Genomic DNA, 17,269 nt, shown 5'->3' with positions numbered 1-17,269 from the left:
ATCATTTATCGCACGGAATAGCTTCCTTCACCTGATCCTGGTATTCCCCAGGCTGTCAATGCCTCGGCCCGGATTGTAACATTTGTATTGGCATCTGTGTTGAAATAACTAAACCTGGCTTTGCCGTTTTTGTTAGTTCTGAGCATGGGAGCCCAGAAAAAAGTTGAACGGTAATCAGGAATATTATTATTTGGCAGATCCAGGTCATAACGTGGTGTGTAAAATTCACGTGGCGTATTGAAACCTGCAATTTTGGCAACGGTCACGCCCGGAACGATATCTTTGGAATAATCATAGTTCGCATTGGCACGTTTGGTCAGTACGGAAATAACGCCACCTCCCCCACGACTGCCATAAATTGCAGCTGAGGCACCTTTTAACACATCAATTGTCTCAACATCAAAAATATTGATAGAGGTAATATAATCTTTTTCAACCGGAACACCGTCCAGTAAAAACGTAGGTTCTGAATTACTATTTCTGATACGCACCGAAGCGTTGGATCCCGATCCTGAAACGACCACACCAGCCACGCGGCCCTGTAACATATCCAGAACAGTCATAGCACCACCGGCTGGCATGGATGAAACTTTGATTGTTGCGTCTGCACGACTGTATAATTTCCTGGAATCCCGCTGCACCTCTTTTTGCCCGCGAATCGTCACTTCTTTTAATAACTTTTCCCTGCTATCGCGGATTTTCTTTTCAATGGCCAGATATTCTTCTGCCCTTTTCAAATAAGCGGCCATTTGTAATGCGTCCACCGTAACCGGGTAAAAAGGTATGCGGGAAATGGTGAATTTAGGCGGGTCAAACGGAGCGACAAGAATGTTGAGCACATCCCGGTTTTTAGGGCTCATTCCTTGTAACCGGACATTCAATGAATCTTTAAAAACAAGATTGTCGAGTGAAAACAATCCGGTCGGTCCTGTTTCGGTACTAAGAAAAGTATTGATACTGTCATTTGAAAGGTAAACCGAAAGCATTACATTTTCAACAGGTTTTTTCCCTCGTTTAACTTCGCCCTGGATAGAAAATCCCTGTTCAACAAAACGTGCAGGTGCAGTATGGGTTTCCTGTAAAACATCTTTCCAGTCAAACCTGCGCCAACCCTGTGTCATCATCAACACATCCACTTTCATTTTTCTGTCTTCTTTTGTAAGATCAAAGTAATATGCAGGTTGCTCAATATTTCCTTTTAAATCGGAAGAAAGCATCAGGTAGGAAACAATATTCTGGTCGAAAGGCTGCTGAGCGATCTGCCCTGCATCGGTAACAGCAACCGATAAATTGGTTTCCACAGGAGCTCCGGCGCTGTCTGTCACCGTCACTTCAACCTCCGTTTTCTCCCTTATTTTATATATTTTTTTCTGGGTATTGATTTTGACATTCAGGCGGTCACCATGGTCAATAAAAACAAGCCGCTCACATACAGGTTGATTCAGATGGTCAAAAAGAGTCAGCTGTGTGATCCCATCCGGAAATGCTGATGTTGGAACGTTAAGCTGCAACCCTTTTTTTGTTACTTTTCCTTTGGCCGCAAATGCGACTAAACCCCTTGTGTGTGCAATAATATTCACTTCCTTCTCCGTATTATCAGCAAAGTGGGCATAAATCAGAACACGCATTTTATCTGTTGTGGTCAGGTTATTCACCATCATGATAAAGCCTTCCGGTTTTACTTCGGGGAGATTGAAAGCTTTAAACGGCTCCGACTTTTTTCTTAAATAAGCCGTATATTTCTGATTAGCCAAAGGCTGAAAAGGGAATTTGCCCATACCCAGGTGCTCACTTTTGATAGGGACAATGGTGTCATTATTTTGATTCAGAATATAACCTTCAACATCCGGCCCCAAACCTGACTCATCAATCGCTTTAAAGCCAATACGGGTATTTAAGCCTGCTACCAGCTGGCCACCCTCAGGAAAAAACTGGACATCCAGCCCGGAAACGGGACTTGCAGGTTTTTCAATATCGTCATTGAAAAGATAAATGTCTTTATGAAAGAAGAAGTCTTCCTGAAAATTGCGCATCCAGCTGGTGTAGGCTCTGATGGCATAAGCTCCTTTTGGAAGATCATCGTTGAGCACTATATCGCCATTCCCAATACCTCCGTCGAGTTTTACTCTTCTTAACGAAATGTTTTTCCCGGTTCTCTTATCAATAAGATCCACATAAAGAACCTGGCTTGCACTGTCCGCAAAATGTACGGAGCCTTCTGCCAGATATGCTTTAAAAAAAAGTGTGTCGCCGGTGATGTAATACGGTTTGTCCAGATGTAAATAGGCCTTCTCCTGAGGAAAGATGCGGCGATATTCCTGTAAACGGCTAAGAATTATTTTTGAAAAATCATCGTCCGCCCATTTGTAGGAGGCAAGCAGAAAAACTGCGAAAACGAGAGCGATGGTTTTTAGAAAGGTGAGTTTAAAGGGCATGGCTAATAATGAATTTTGATTTTTTATGAAAGGGTTAGAAGGGTGATTTTATCATGGTTATATTTTGGGTTTTTTGAATGGGTTTGGTTAAGATTTCCTATGCCACCCTTTCAGGGTTTAAGCGGTTGAATTTGGTTACCTTTCTATAATAATGTCATCCCTTCGGGATTTTTCGATTCGTGAGATTTAGGTTTAAATGTATTTATGTAATTCCTTGTGCCAGCCTTTCAGGATTTACAAATAGCTGGTGGTTACCTTTCTATAATAATGTCATTCCTTCGGGATTTTGCAATTCGAATTTTAAGATGAAATGGTTTAGATTATTTCCCAGGATTATAAAGCCTACATTTAATAAACTTTCCTTTATCCTGAATCCCGAAGGGATGATATTATTATAGCAAGTTAGATCGAGCCGAAAACCAAACCCGGAACGGGTGACATAACCAACCCGACCAAATATCATAAAATCAAAAATATTTTGAAAAATTACTCAATCCAATCAAACAAATATTTCTCATCATACTGAACCTGAAATTTCGCCAGCATATCAATATATTCTTCTTTAAAGGTTTTCTTTTGATGATGTGCTTCCTGGTTACTAATATACTTAAAAACCGAATCGATCTGCGATTGTCCATAAGTAAATGCGCCAAAACCTTCCTGCCATGCAAACTTACCTTTGACAAATTTCCGCGAATTGATAAAGTTTGAAGAATTATTCTTGATATCTCTTACCAAATCAGACACGGACATTGACCATCGGAGCCCAACGAAAACATGCACATGATCACCAACGCCATTAACGATAATGGGTTTCTGATCTTTGCCTTTAATTATTCCGGCAATGTATTCGTGCAATTCAGTCCTGAATTCCTTTCTAATCAAATTTTCCCTGCCTTTTACAGCAAAAACTACCTGAACATACAATTGTGAAAAAGTACCTGCCATGTCAATATTAAGTTTAGTGTGTGTTAATTAATGAGATTTAATTCCTTCTGTTCAACCGCTGAACGGACAGGAAAATCGGATAACTCAATACCAAAAACAAAATTGAATACTTACTGCTTGAAATATCCTGCACGACAGCTGAAACCAAAAAAGCTAATGAGATGATTAACATCAGAATTGGCAAAACCGGATAAGCCGGCACTTTCCAGGGCCGTGCCAAAAGCGGTTCTTTTTTTCTTAACATAAGCAAGGAAGCAAATCCGGAAGTATAGCCCAATACAAAAAAGAAAGTAGCAATATCCGACAGTTTTTCGCAAGCTTCTTTCCCCACCAGAATAAGGACAATAGCCACAGCAGCCGTTATCGGCATGGCGAGCGCAGGTGTTCCGCCTTTGTTTACATAGGTTGCAGCATTGATAAACAAGCCATCCCGGCTCATGGAATACAAAACTCTTGGGTTGAATAACATTTGCGCATTCACAATCCCGAGTATGGAAACCATCAAAAATATCGTAACAATTTTCGCAGATCCTTCCCCAAATATCAGTTTGATCGCATCCGCGGCCGCAAGTTTTGAGTTGGCCAGTTCATTCATTGGCAAAATGTAAAGTATTGCCAGATTGCAAAGCAGATAAATAATGATGATCAGCAAAACACCACCGATCATTGATTTAGGAAGATTTTTTGTCGGATTTTCATCTTCTTCGGTGAAATAGGCGGCTGTGTGCCAACCATCATAAGTGTAAAAAATGGCTTGCAGCGAAAATATGACCGGTCCTATAACACTTCCGTTCTGGATAATTTTACTCGTTGTTAAAGTTGCATCGGCTGAGGAAATTTCATTTCCATAAATGTAACAAACGGCCACAAAGGTAAATAGTCCCACAGCTTTCAGGAAACTCATTATATTTTGAAAAGTACTGGCCAATGCCAGACCAATCCAGTGTATTCCTGTCAGGATCAGTAATATTGAAGCGGCGACATAAGGTTCATAACCCAGAAGTGAGGGAATCAGTAGTGCGAGATATTCGCTCATGGTATAAACTCCGAAACCCAATGCGGCACAGGTGCCCATCCAGCTGTTTATTCCAACGACAAACCCGGCATAATCACCAAAAGCGCGGCGCGCATAAACATACCAGGCACCAGCTTTTGGAACAGAAGTACCGAGTTCAATCGTACATAATGTTCCCAGAAAAGCATATAAACTTACAGCAATCCAGACGCCCATAATGAGCCAGGGTTCTCCCAGTTGCGCTGCGATGGGGCCTGGTTTTCGAAGAATTCCGGTTCCAATGGTACCACCGATGGTTACGGCAATACCAAAGCCGACGCCAAGTATTTTGAGAAGTTCTTTTTTGGGAGAAGGTTGTGTCATAGGAGTGATCAGGAAAAGTACTTTTCCGAAAATAGTTAAACTTTAGAGAAAGTTAAGAAACGTCACTTCTATTTGTTCAAGATGAGTATCTTAAACAGTATAAAAAAATAGGGTACACGCCGAAAGCGTGCACCCTACTAAAAATTTATCTTTTTTTACCCTACAAAACCGCCTCAGCCAAAACCAAAACTTTATTGTTCAGTACCTCAACCACACCACCATCGATGGTATAAGTTGTTTTGGCGCCGCTGATATCGACAACCAGGTCTCCGCGTTTAAGCGAGCTTACAAGCGGTGCGTGGTTGTTCAAAACCTGAAACTGTCCGTCGGTACCCGGTAAAGTAACAGCATTTGCCTCTCCGGCAAACACTTTTTTATCTGGGGTAATGATATCTAAATGCATATTAATTGGCTTTTGGCTGTTAGCAATCAGCTTTTAGCATTGATAAAAAATCTTGCTATCAGCTGTTAATCAATATTGTGATTATCTGTTAGCAGCTTCTGCCATCATTTTTTCACCTTTGATCTGAGCATCTTCGATGGTACCAACAAGGTTGAATGCCATTTCAGGAAGGTGATCGTATCCGCCGTCCATAATCTGGTTGAAACCTTTAATTGTATCGTTGATATCTACCAACACACCTTTAAGACCTGTAAACTGTTCAGCCACAAAGAAAGGTTGTGACAAGAAACGTTCTACACGACGGGCGCGTGATACAACCAGTTTATCTTCATCAGATAATTCTTCCATACCCAAAATCGCGATGATATCCTGCAATTCTTTGTAACGCTGCAAAATACTTTTCACACGTTGTGCACAGTCGTAATGAGCGTCGCCAAGCGTTTCAGCATTCAGGATACGTGAAACAGAATCGAGTGGATCCACAGCAGGATAAATACCTTTTTCAGCAACTTTACGTGAAAGTGTCGTAGTTGCGTCAAGGTGATTAAATGTTGTTGCCGGAGCCGGATCCGTTAAATCATCCGCAGGTACATATACAGCTTGTACAGATGTAATAGAACCGCGTTTTGTTGAAGTAATACGTTCCTGCATCTGCCCCATTTCGGTAGCCAGCGTTGGCTGGTAACCTACCGCCGAAGGCATACGACCCAAAAGAGCCGATACTTCAGAACCCGCTTGTGTAAAACGGAAAATATTATCGATAAAGAAAAGGATATCACGTCCTTGTCCTTCGCCATCCCCGTCACGGAAATATTCAGCCACTGTAAGACCTGTCAGGGCAACACGCGCACGTGCTCCAGGAGGTTCGTTCATCTGACCGAACACAAAAGTAGCTTGTGAATCTTTCAAAGTTTCGTAATCCACTTTTGAAATATCCCATCCGCCTTCTTCCATGCTGTGTTTGAAATCGTCACCGTACTTAATAATACCAGCTTCGATCATCTCACGCATCAAGTCATTTCCTTCACGGGTACGCTCTCCAACACCTGCAAATACTGAAAGACCAGCATATGCTTTTGCGATGTTGTTGATCAATTCCTGGATCAATACTGTTTTACCAACACCAGCACCACCGAATAAACCGATTTTACCACCTTTTACATAAGGAGCAAGCAAATCAATTACTTTGATACCTGTGAAAAGTACTTCAGTCGCCGTTGCAAGATCTTCATATTTCGGTGCTGCACGGTGAATAGAAATACGTTTGTCCGTTGCGTCAACTGCTCTAAGACCGTCGATAGGCTCTCCGATTACGTTAAACAAACGTCCTTTAATTGATTCACCAGTCGGGATTGTGATCGGTGAACCAAGCGGAGTTACAACCATCCCGCGGAACATACCTTCGGTACTGTCCATCGCAATGGTACGAACTCTGTCTTCACCTAAGTGCTGCTGACACTCAAGAACTACTTTTTGTCCGTTTGATTTGATGACCTCTAATGCATCAAGAATAGCCGGGATGCGTTCGCTGTCTTCAAATGATACGTCTACAACGGGTCCAATTACCTGCGTAATTTTTCCTAAGTTTGTTGCGTTTGCCATTATAAGAATTTTAGTATAGTCTATGAGAGGTTATTTCGAACCGCAAAAGTAGGAGATAATTTGGTCAGTACCAATAGTGTCACACTTGATTTATAGGATATTTTTTAGAAAATCGCCCAAAATCTGTGAAAAGTGTATAGAAATTATCAGAATCGCTATCCAAATCAGTTTTGTAATGAACTTTTTCTTTCTTGTTAAGACAAATGTTATTAAGCTTTAAGTTATATTTTATTTTCGTCGGGCTGCGATTTAAATGAAATTCAGATCGATATTTAAACACTTACACACGAAATAATACTAAATATGAATGCTGAACTTTTGAACCGTATCACATTCAACATTTACCAGTGCGGTGGAAAACCATGCATTCGTAATATGCGTATCAGAGTTACAGATGTTCTTGAATTATTGGCAAATGGCTTAACAGCGGATCAAATAATTAATGAGGAATTCCCTTCGCTTGAAATAAATGATATAAAAGCCTGCCTTTTATATGAATCCCTTAAATTGTAAACTAAACTTCAAACCCTTCAAAAAGCCGATTAATAGAAATTACCGGACGTTAATGTTAGTTTTAACTCATTATATCAAAACAGCACAAAACGGCGTTGGTAATCTTTCCGTATCGGGTTAAAAAATATTTATGAAAGAACTTTTTTTCTGGAAAGTCTGGTCTTCCTCTGAACGTCGCATTGTTATTGCAGCTTTTGTCACGATCGTTTTGGCCCTTCTTTTCTTTATAATCAAAGGTATTGATCCGCTTGCCAATGTGATCCGGTGGGATGTTTTGAGTGAATTATCGGACGTTTCTACGGTTGTCGATATGCTGAAATTTGATCAGTGGCAATACGGAATTTCTGGCCCTTCCAATCTTGTCACAGAGCAGTTTGTGGCTTCAACGATGCAAACCGATTTTCTAACTGTTAAAATATTCTGGGGGCTTATTATTGTAGGTTTATCCTTCCTGCTTGCCTCATTAACCACCTTGCCCCGCTTTTGGTATCTGACCGGCATGGTGGCTTTTATCGTTTTAATTGCCTCTGCCCGTCTGGAAACCCTTGGTGTATTCGGACAAGGAAGTCGTGTTTTATTTATTCTTACTGTGTCATTATATGCAGGCCTAAGTTATTATTTTCATGCTTTTCGCCCGGACCTTGGTATCGGATTCAGGATTCTGGGGCTTTCAGGGGTTTCCATTTTCCTTTTATTGCTTGTTACATTTTTGTCGCAGGTCGCTTTTCCTGCACTTACTGCGGCGTCTTATTCCATGCCGATCTGGCTTCTGATTTCCATTTTGTTCCTGCTGATTTCAGCTACGGAAATTATTGCCGGCCTGGTTTGGCTTAGTACCAGTGGGCAGATGAAAGCCGGGAAATCAGGTTTTACTAATTTTTTAGTCATCACGATCCTTTACCTTCTTTCGCTTGTCCTGTTATATCTGAAAAATACAAGACAGATAGATTGGGATCTAACTTTATTAAGCCCTATATATCTGGCCATTGCAGCAGGTATACTTGGGATCTGGGGGTTTAAAAAACGGGCTGATTCTGAGCGCAGCATTTTTTCCTATCGTTCAACAGGTTTCTGGTTATATGCAGGAATGTTCATAATCACAGGCGCATTTGCCGGATATGCAGCAGGTACTGCTAACGACCCGCTGCTGGAAGTGCTTGAAGATGTTGTCGTTAATGGACAATTAGCGATGGGTATCGTTTTTCTTTTTTATATTATTATCAACTTTTACGCGGTTTTTAAACAGAATCTGGCTGTTCATAAAGTATTGTATAAACCCATGCGCTTCGGCCTGACCCAAACAAGATTATTTGGTTTTGCTGGTGTTGTCATTTTATTTTCAATCCAAAGATTACTACCGGTACATCAGGGAATTGCGGCATACTTTAATGGATTAGGTGATTTATATTCTAACACAGGGGAGTATCCGCTGGCTGAGCAATATTACAAAATGGCTTTGCAGCAGGAGTTTCAAAATCATAAATCCAATTATGCTCTGGCTTCACTGGCATTGAAGCAGGGTGATAAAGTAGCTGGCGCATACTACTTTCGTCAGGCTTTGTTAAAAAATCCATCACCGCAGGCCTATGTAGGATTAACCGGTGTGTTAATGCAGGAAAGTTTGTTTTTTGATGCAATTTTCAGTTTGCAGGAAGGCCTTCGCACTTTTCCGGAGAGTGGAGAATTGCTGAATAACCTGGGTATGCTTTATGCCAAAACCAATGTTGCTGATTCAGCACATTATTATCTGGACAAAGCTGAAAAAACAAGCAAAAAACCAGAAGTCCCGGCTACCAATCTATTAGCAATCTGGGCACGAAGCACAGATTCCGGCCTGCTGGATTCATTGGCCAATAATACCAAAAGGCATCAGTATATTTCCTGGCAGGCAAATTGGCTCGCTGTGCAGAATCTGCGTCAGGATTTTTCAAAACAGGATTTTAACAAAACTGCGATCAAACCGGATTCGTCCCTGAATGTTGCCGGATTGGCTTATCTGGTAAATTATGCCAAAAACCAGGCGAGACAAGATAGTCTTCCTGCGCTGATTCTGTCAAAACTTGCGAATAAAAATCAGCTACTTGCTGAGGATCTTTTGTTGGCGGCCCTTTATCCGGAATTTTATAGTGGTGATAAATTAAAAGCAATTGAAACACTTTCAACCTGGGCCGAACAAGGTGGTGAAAAGGCCAAAATCTATCATAAAATTTTAGGTCACTGGTTATTGCAGGTTGGGTTATATGATCTGGCAATCAAACATCTTACCAATGTTGATGGAATCGAGGGAACCCTTGGACAGGCCGTTGGTTATGCCCTCTCCGGCCAGCAGGCTATTGGCGGGATTTTATTGGAAAAATTGCAGGAAAAAGAGAAAAGTCCGGCACTGCAGAATTTGCAGGCTACGCTGGCCAATATCAAAGCTCCCAAAACCAAAGCAGATTCCCTTTTTGCAATTGCTCAAAAATCACCTTCGGAAAAGAATTTTACTACAGCTGTTCATGCCAACCCTTTTGACGAGAAAATCGTATCGGCAAGTGCGAATTTTTATCGTCAGAAAAAGCAGATTTCCAAAGCATATGGTATTGTGTTAAATGCATTGAAATTTAATGATCGTGCGCCATTGCTTTGGGAAGAATATTCAATTTTAAGTTTGCAGCAAGGCCTTATCGGTCAGGCGGATGAGGGAGAAGCTATGGTGAAAGAAATCTCCTCTCCTGCCGGTTATCAGGCTTTTTCCGCTCGCTATCAGCCTATGCGCGCTCTCATCGAAAAACAAAGGGCGGAGTTTAAGTGATTTTTTATTTTAGCATTTGAAATGTGTTAGTAGCCGTAAGAAAGGTATTTTATTTTCATTAACCGGCTAAATTCACAAAAATCCAGAGAGCTATGACGTTACAGTGGACATCAACGATGAGTGGAAATGAAACGCGTATCTTTCGTGGAAAGCTGATTGCCGGATTAATTAAACGAAGTACCTGGAAAGATGACGCGCAGGGAGAATTAAACGGATACATGATCCGGTTTAAAACAACAGGTTTTTGGAATCCTACCACGAAGATTTTGGATATCGAAGGTACCCGGGAACTAGGGCATATTAAATACAATTCCTGGAAAACTACCGCGGTTATTACCTATGAGAACCAATCTTATGACTGGTCTTTCGATTCGTGGATGCGCAAAACCTGGAATGTAAAAAACGGGGAAAACCATGCGCGTTATTCCAAAACCAGTTTCTGGAAAAATAAGGGAGAAATTGAAGCAGAAAATATATCTCCGGCAATTATCCTTACCGGACTTTTTGTTTATTCCTATTTTCAAAAAATGGCGGCAGCGGCGTCTGGTTATGCCTGATAAATTGAAACTTTCCTATCAAACCATAATGTCAGTATGAAAATCATTGAAACGACCGATATCTCAAAACGTTATGTGATGGGAAGTGAGGTTATCCAGGCTCTGAAATCGGTGACTATTTCCGTTAGCAAAGGAGAATATGTTGCTTTTATGGGGCCGTCCGGTTCCGGGAAATCCACTTTGATGAATATTATCGGCTGTCTGGATACACCCAGTACCGGAAAATACATTCTGAATAATAAGGACGTCAGTGATATGACGGAAAGCGAGCTGGCCGAAATCCGGAACAAGGAAATTGGTTTTGTTTTCCAGACTTTCAATTTGCTGCCACGGATGTCTTCTTTGGATAATGTTGCTCTTCCGCTTATTTATGCCGGTTTAAACAAATCTGACAGAACGGAAAAAGCAATGCTTTCTTTGAAAAATGTAGGTCTTGAAAACCGCGCCGGACACCGCCCTAACGAACTTTCAGGCGGTCAGCGTCAACGTGTGGCCATTGCCCGCGCTTTGGTTAATGATCCAAGTATTTTGCTTGCGGATGAGCCAACGGGAAATTTGGATTCAAAAACTTCTTATGAAATCATGGATCTTTTTGACCAGTTATACAGCAAGGGAAATACGATCGTCATGGTTACGCACGAAGAAGATATTGCACATTATGCCCACAGGATCATACGATTACGGGATGGTCTGGTAGAATCTGATTCAATTAATCCAAATCCGACGAAGGTTGGTCACCTGGTTTGAGGATATAAATGTCGTTTGATATAATTTTAGTAACTTTGAGAAAAAGAGAGAATAAATGGAAGAATTCTGGTATCTGATCGAGATTTTGGAAGATATCGAAGATGAAATAGCAATTGAATCAAGAAAGGACGAAGAGTGTTTTGATTGGAATGATGTAAGGGAAAAACTGCTGAGCCAAGATTAGCAATCCACAGAACTTCCAAGCCGCTTTTTTACCATAGAAATACAAGAATCAAAATAAAATCCGGATGAATTACAGTATCGATGTAATTTATTCGGATTATTTTTAGTTAATACCTTTATGAAAATCAATTTCGCAGACTTAATTTTATTTGAAAACGAGGACTTTCTTCTCGTTAATAAACCACCTCATTTGGCCACGCTGGATGAACGTACCGCCGACCGTGGCGGAAGTGTTTTACGCCTTGCCAAAGAATATAATTCTGAATTACAGGCAGCCCACCGTCTGGATAAAGAAACTTCCGGTGTATTGGCCTTTGCAAAAAATCCTGCTGCATACCGTCATCTGGCGATGCAGTTTGAGCATCGTGAAGTCACTAAGAGATATCACGCTGTGGCAAATGGTATTCACAACCTGGAAAGCATTTCTGTTTATCTTCCTATTCTGGCTCTTAAAAATGGAACGGCCGTAAAAATTGATAGGGTGGAAGGAAAGATAGCGGAGACAATTTTTAATACACTAAAAGTGTATCGAGGTTACACACTTGTGGAATGTATCCCCATTACAGGCCGCATGCACCAGATCCGGATTCACCTTTCCTGTTTGAAGGCCCCAATCGTTTGCGATCCTCAATATGGTGGTGAACCAATTTTCCTTTCCACTTTAAAGCGCAAGTTTAATCTGAAAAAAGAAACAGAAGAACAGCCGCTCATTCAACGTGTTGCGCTTCATGCGTTTTCGCTTTCTTTTGCATTAATGAACGGAGAACCAGTAAAAATTGAAGCTCCGTATCCAAAAGATTTTGAAGTTTTGGTAAAACAATTGAATAAATTTGGGGTGTAAAAGCTTTGTTTCCAGTAATTTATAAATCCGGGATTGTATGAAATCAAATTTATCTTCTTCAAAAATATTGATAACAACATTTTGTTTTTTGATCTTGTTGATCAGCTTTGCCAAAGCTCAGAATATTAGAAAAAACGATGTGATTGTAACCCGTACGAACGAGAAGATAGAGGCGATCATCCAGGAAGTTGATTCCGGAAAAGTTAAATATAAGAAAGCAAGTGATCCTGAGGGCCCCGTTTTCACAATAGAAAAAAAGGAAATTTCTTCCATTTTTTATGGAAATGGGGAGGTTGAAAAACTGGATAACGCTACGGAAGAGTATTTTGCTCCTGGTAAAGTGGAGCCTCCTGTTATTTATAACAAACCCGCTGAAAGAATTTATGGTAATAACAGCCAGTCTTCATTGCTGAACGCTGATCAGTTAAGAGAAAACTATAATTTGTACATAAGAAAGTCAAGGTCTTACAAGAAACTTGGTATCATCAGTTTATCAGCGGGGATATTATTTACTGTTATTGGATTTATCAAAGTTTCCGATGAGGTAAATTATTACAATACCTACGGATATTACCAATCAGAATCAAATCTAACGGCGGGTTCATTGCTGTTCACAGCGGGCCTTGGAGCAGGTATACCACTCACAATCATTGGATTTGTGAAAGCTAAGCGTTACGCCCGAAAAGCGGTTGATGCGCAACAGGAATTAAGAAGGAGAAATGAGCCATTTTCTTTGAGACTTAGTCCTGGATTTAATCCTGCAACACAATCCGGGTACCTTTCTTTAAGGTTGAAATTCTGATAACATCAACCGGAAGATACAAAAAAGCGGTCTGGGGTATCCCAGGCCGCTTTTTTACAATATGAAATGTCTTAGAATTTAAAGCTTATACCAACTTTTACAGGTGCTGCATTGTAACCAACCTCTGCAAAAACAGCGGTCGTAGGTTTGAAATAATATTTTGCACCCGCAAAAATACCAACAAACACACCGCTACCGTAGCCGTTATCGTAAAACCCGTTATAACCATCCGGACTGCTGAAAGAAGATACGCGATAGCCAAGAGAAGGTCCTGCGTAAAGATCCAGATTATCCATTTTCAGGAAATGTTTTCCATAGTGATAAGAACCACGGGCAGCGATTGTAAAGAAGTTATATCTCCATTTATATCCGCTAAAACCATAATTCCAGGTCGTAAAATCAGCTTGCCCGCCGACACTTATAAAATCATGAATGCCAACCTCATAAGATGCGCCAACACCAACTCCACCCCCGCCGTAAGTACCGCCAAGGTTAAGTCCAACATTTAGCAGCTTGTCTCCTTTTTCATACTGTGCAAAAGCCGAGTGCGAAGTAACACTCAAAATAGCGATAACGATTAGCGTTGATAGAATCTTTTTCATTTTGAATAATTGTTAGAAGTATAATAATGGCACAAATTAAAGTTATTATTTAATCGCTTCAAAACTTGTGCCATTACTACTTATTATTCGGGGGCTTTTACTTGATGAGCGGCTGATTTAAGGGTTATTCCCTCTCCAAATCAACTATCTTTTTTCAATTTATCATGAAAAACCTTTTTGAATTTATCAAGTTTTGGTGCGATGACAAATGCACAATATCCCTGATCAGGATTTTTGGCAAAATAATCCTGATGGTAATCTTCGGCAGGATAAAACTTATCAGCTTTCACGATTTCCGTCACAATTGGTTTGGCATATGCACCCGATTTGTTCAACTCATTTTTTGCGTCTTCGGCCAGTTTTTTCTGTTCATCGTTCTGATAAAAAATCACCGAACGGTATTGGGTACCGACATCATTTCCCTGACGGTTTAAAGAAGTCGGATCGTGGCCACGGAAAAATGCTTCAAGCAAAGCCGTGTAAGTGATTTTTTTAGGGTCATAGGTTACCTGAATACATTCCGCATGACCGGTTGTTCCTTCGCAGACTTCTCTGTAACCAGGGTTTTTAACATGACCGCCTGAGTAACCGGATACCACGTCTTTCACGCCGTCCAGTGTCTCGAACAAAGCTTCTGAACACCAGAAACATCCAGTTCCAAATGTTGCGATTTGTGTATTTGCAGTATCAATCGCAGCAGATGCGGACGATTCATTATTCATTTTTTTCTTATTCTTTTTATCTGACTGTGCGCACGAAATCACGACCATACAGCACATTAATATGAAAGTGAAAAACGGGATGTTTGGTTTCATCGAAAGGATATAGTTAATTTTAAACTTATGTTAGGTAAACAACTAATTACAGCAGAAAGTTTATACCGTAATTTTACATTTCAAACCGAAATTGAACGTCTGTGAGTTAATGATCCGGCTCTTTCAGATATACGATTGAAACGAATCGGACGATCAAACGACGTACAATTGAACCTGAAAAGTGTTTAATGATGATATAAATAATCTCCCGTTTGTTTAGACGAAAGGCTTTCGTTTTCCTTACAGATTATCAACAAAAATTTCGATTATTTTTCAAATGACCTATTTACATTTTAAAGCACTTCATATCATTTTCGTTGTGAGCTGGTTTGCAGGCCTTTTTTACATGCCGCGTCTGCTGGTTTATCATACAGAAGCGCAGGATAAAATTTTAGCTGCCAGAGAAGTTCTGAATGAGCAATTTATCAAGATGGAAAAACTGCTCTGGAATGCGATTATGGTTCCGGCCATGTGGATGACCTTAATCACAGGAAGTATTATGATTTACCTTACGCCCGGCTGGCTGAGCCAGGGCTGGATGCATATGAAACTGACTTTTGTGCTGGGATTGATCGGATACCATTTTTTTACAAGAAAACTGATTCTTGAAGTTCAAAAAGAACGATTCCGTTTTTCTTCTAATCAACTGCGCCTGTGGAATGAAGTTGCCACAATCTTTTTGTTTTCCATCGTTTTCCTGGTGGTGTTAAAAAATTCGGTTGACTGGATCTGGGGCGTCCTTGGGCTCATTGCCTTTGCCGTAATCATCATGTCAGCGGTCAGAATTGTGAAAAAGATTCGAGAAAAGAAAGTTAGTGAATAACTTTCCACAGTATTGTGACATTTATGTCTTAGAAAGGCAACTAAATAAGCTTCCGGTACGTTAGATTATTTTGGTATAGTTCTTTTAAATATCAAAATGTTTATGTCTAATATACAAATCTCAACGATTATGACTTATATAAATAAGATAATATACTTCATCGCGAAAGTTTGGTTTGCATTTGTAATGCTATTGGCTTTGGTATTAACAGCGATACTGTCATTTCCATTTTTCGTACTGGAATGGATAGATAAATCACCAGCTAAAACAGATAATCTTGTTTTAAAAAGTAAACTGATTCAGTTAAATAAAACTCCCGGTTGAGGAATTTTTATTGACGAATATAAAACGAGGGCTGTTCCAACTGGAAAAGCCCTCGTTTTTGTTGTAAGTAAAGTATTAGATTTCCACACTTTCATATAGTTCAGGAATCACGACATTTTTAAATCCTGCATTTTCAAGTTTTGTTTTATACGAAAGCTGAGTATCGTACTCGCCATGCACAAGAAATACCTTTTGAACCTCTGACGGATTCTGGCAGGAAAGGAATTGAAGCATTTCATTGTAGTCGCCATGCGCGGAAAACGAATCCATAACTTCAATTTTCGTTTTGACTTCAAAGGTTTCTCCAAAAATATTAACCTCCTTATCTCCTCTTTTCAAAGCACCGGCCAGGGTATTGGACGAAGCATACCCTACAAGCAAAATCGTTGAATCCGGATCACCGATATTGTTTTTGATATGATGTTTAATCCGGCCCGCCTCCGCCATTCCGGAAGCCGAAATAATGATGCAAGGTTTGTCCAGATCATTTAAAGCAATGGATTCACTGGTTTCAGAAATATAATGAAGATTTGGAAAGGCAAAAGCATCGCCGTCTCTTTCAATATAGTCCAGAATTGCAGGATTGAAACATTCTTCGTGATCTTTCATGATTGTGGTGGCGCGCACAGCCAGCGGACTGTCAATATAAACATCAATCCGCGGCAGCTTTCCTGAACTTGACAATCTGTCCAGCGTGTAAATTAACTCCTGCGTCCGGTCAATAGCAAAAGCAGGAATGATCACTTTGCCCTTTTTTTCCACACAAGTTTCACTTACAACCCGCAATAAATGCGCCTGCATATCATTTTCTTTTGGATGAAGTTTGTCTCCGTAAGTGGATTCGCTGATGATAAAATCGGCTTGTGGAAAAACCTGTGGTGTTCTTAAAATATTATCTTCCTGCCTGCCAATATCTCCTGTGAAAGTCAGTTTTTTTATAGTGCCTTTGTCCGGAATACTTAAATGTACAGCCGCGCTTCCCAGAATATGTCCGGCGTCTGTGAAGAAAACAGAAACCATGTCTTCTCCTACCAGAAAATTTTCTCCATACTGTACGCCTTTGAATAAAGACAGTGCCTTCTCCGCATCTTCGGAATTATACAGTTCCTCAATCAATGGCCTTCCCTGCTTTTGCCTGCGTTTGTTAATTCGTTCCAGATCTTTTTCCTGAATATGAGAACTGTCCAAAAGCATTATCTTGCAAAGATCTGCCGTCGCCGTTGTACAGTAAATAGGCCCGGAAAAACCTTGTTTTACTAATCTTGGAATCAGGCCGGAATGGTCAATATGGGCGTGGGAAAGTATCAGATAATCTACTTCCGAAGGTTCAAATCCAAATTTTTGATTGAAATCGTCCGTTTGGATTCCCTGAAATAAACCGCAATCCAGTAATATTTTTGTTCCTTTTTCGGTTGTAATTAAATGCTTGCTGCCTGTTACGGTGCGTGCGGCACCAAAAAATTGAATTTGCATGTGTTATATCGGCTTATCGTTTGTTGAAT

At 40.4% G+C, this 17,269-nt stretch carries 16 protein-coding genes; 8 read left to right on the top strand and 8 right to left on the bottom strand.

Annotated features, from left to right (window positions below):
* Positions 1-5: 5 nt before the first annotated feature.
* The 5 genes from LXL81_RS27725 to atpD all read right to left on the bottom strand — a co-directional run bounded on the left by LXL81_RS27725 (position 6) and on the right by atpD (position 6,766).
* Positions 6-2,435 (bottom strand): TonB-dependent receptor plug domain-containing protein, encoded by a 2,430-nt coding sequence (locus tag LXL81_RS27725; protein WP_234651106.1) that lies wholly within the window; start codon positions 2,433-2,435, stop codon positions 6-8.
* Between the two features lie 486 nt (positions 2,436-2,921).
* Positions 2,922-3,383: an IS200/IS605 family transposase gene (gene tnpA, locus LXL81_RS27720; RefSeq protein ID WP_234651105.1), complete on the bottom strand. Its 462-nt coding sequence runs from the start codon at positions 3,381-3,383 to the stop codon at positions 2,922-2,924.
* Positions 3,384-3,420: 37 nt separating this feature from the next.
* The gene (locus tag LXL81_RS27715) at positions 3,421-4,761 is read right to left on the bottom strand and encodes an APC family permease (RefSeq protein WP_234651104.1); all 1,341 of its coding nucleotides are present in this window, start codon (positions 4,759-4,761) and stop codon (positions 3,421-3,423) included.
* A gap of 160 nt (positions 4,762-4,921) precedes the next feature.
* Positions 4,922-5,164, bottom strand: a complete 243-nt coding sequence (atpC, locus tag LXL81_RS27710) for an ATP synthase F1 subunit epsilon (RefSeq protein WP_234651103.1) — start codon at positions 5,162-5,164, stop codon at positions 4,922-4,924.
* An 81-nt stretch (positions 5,165-5,245) separates the two neighbouring features.
* Positions 5,246-6,766: a F0F1 ATP synthase subunit beta gene (gene atpD, locus LXL81_RS27705; protein ID WP_234651102.1), complete on the bottom strand. Its 1,521-nt coding sequence runs from the start codon at positions 6,764-6,766 to the stop codon at positions 5,246-5,248.
* Between the two features lie 303 nt (positions 6,767-7,069).
* Here atpD and LXL81_RS27700 point away from each other — a divergent pair, with 303 nt between their 5' ends.
* The 7 genes from LXL81_RS27700 to LXL81_RS27675 all read left to right on the top strand — a co-directional run bounded on the left by LXL81_RS27700 (position 7,070) and on the right by LXL81_RS27675 (position 13,203).
* Complete coding sequence (locus LXL81_RS27700) at positions 7,070-7,279, top strand: DUF433 domain-containing protein (RefSeq protein WP_234651101.1); 210 nt, start codon at positions 7,070-7,072, stop codon at positions 7,277-7,279.
* A 130-nt stretch (positions 7,280-7,409) separates the two neighbouring features.
* A complete protein-coding gene (locus LXL81_RS27695; RefSeq protein ID WP_234651100.1) occupies positions 7,410-10,073 on the top strand; it encodes a hypothetical protein in 2,664 nt (887 codons plus the stop codon).
* A gap of 92 nt (positions 10,074-10,165) precedes the next feature.
* The gene (locus LXL81_RS27690; protein WP_234651099.1) at positions 10,166-10,630 is read left to right on the top strand and encodes a hypothetical protein; all 465 of its coding nucleotides are present in this window, start codon (positions 10,166-10,168) and stop codon (positions 10,628-10,630) included.
* A 36-nt stretch (positions 10,631-10,666) separates the two neighbouring features.
* Positions 10,667-11,377: an ABC transporter ATP-binding protein gene (locus tag LXL81_RS27685; protein WP_234651098.1), complete on the top strand. Its 711-nt coding sequence runs from the start codon at positions 10,667-10,669 to the stop codon at positions 11,375-11,377.
* A 55-nt stretch (positions 11,378-11,432) separates the two neighbouring features.
* A complete protein-coding gene (locus tag LXL81_RS29110) occupies positions 11,433-11,561 on the top strand; it encodes a hypothetical protein (protein WP_255713974.1) in 129 nt (42 codons plus the stop codon).
* A gap of 117 nt (positions 11,562-11,678) precedes the next feature.
* Positions 11,679-12,401, top strand: coding sequence for an RluA family pseudouridine synthase (locus tag LXL81_RS27680; RefSeq protein ID WP_234651096.1), 723 nt, complete (start codon positions 11,679-11,681; stop codon positions 12,399-12,401).
* A gap of 37 nt (positions 12,402-12,438) precedes the next feature.
* On the top strand, positions 12,439-13,203 hold the full coding sequence (locus tag LXL81_RS27675) for a hypothetical protein (RefSeq protein ID WP_234651094.1): 765 nt from the start codon (positions 12,439-12,441) through the stop codon (positions 13,201-13,203).
* A gap of 71 nt (positions 13,204-13,274) precedes the next feature.
* Here LXL81_RS27675 and LXL81_RS27670 read toward each other — a convergent pair whose 3' ends face one another.
* Together LXL81_RS27670 and msrA are read right to left on the bottom strand one after the other, a co-directional pair.
* The gene (locus tag LXL81_RS27670; protein ID WP_234651092.1) at positions 13,275-13,805 is read right to left on the bottom strand and encodes a hypothetical protein; all 531 of its coding nucleotides are present in this window, start codon (positions 13,803-13,805) and stop codon (positions 13,275-13,277) included.
* A gap of 140 nt (positions 13,806-13,945) precedes the next feature.
* Positions 13,946-14,620, bottom strand: a complete 675-nt coding sequence (gene msrA / locus LXL81_RS27665) for a peptide-methionine (S)-S-oxide reductase MsrA (protein ID WP_234651091.1) — start codon at positions 14,618-14,620, stop codon at positions 13,946-13,948.
* A gap of 277 nt (positions 14,621-14,897) precedes the next feature.
* Here msrA and LXL81_RS27660 point away from each other — a divergent pair, with 277 nt between their 5' ends.
* Positions 14,898-15,443: a CopD family protein gene (locus LXL81_RS27660; protein ID WP_234651089.1), complete on the top strand. Its 546-nt coding sequence runs from the start codon at positions 14,898-14,900 to the stop codon at positions 15,441-15,443.
* A 399-nt stretch (positions 15,444-15,842) separates the two neighbouring features.
* On the opposite strand, the gene LXL81_RS27655 is transcribed toward LXL81_RS27660, so the two are convergent.
* The gene (locus tag LXL81_RS27655) at positions 15,843-17,240 is read right to left on the bottom strand and encodes an MBL fold metallo-hydrolase RNA specificity domain-containing protein (protein WP_234651087.1); all 1,398 of its coding nucleotides are present in this window, start codon (positions 17,238-17,240) and stop codon (positions 15,843-15,845) included.
* Between the last annotated feature and the right edge of the window lie 29 nt (positions 17,241-17,269).

The organism is Dyadobacter sp. CY356, assembly GCF_021440195.1.
GTDB lineage: Bacteria > Bacteroidota > Bacteroidia > Cytophagales > Spirosomataceae > Dyadobacter.
The sequence above is the reverse complement of the archived record's forward strand: the minus strand, read 5'-3'. Positions and strand labels throughout refer to the sequence as shown.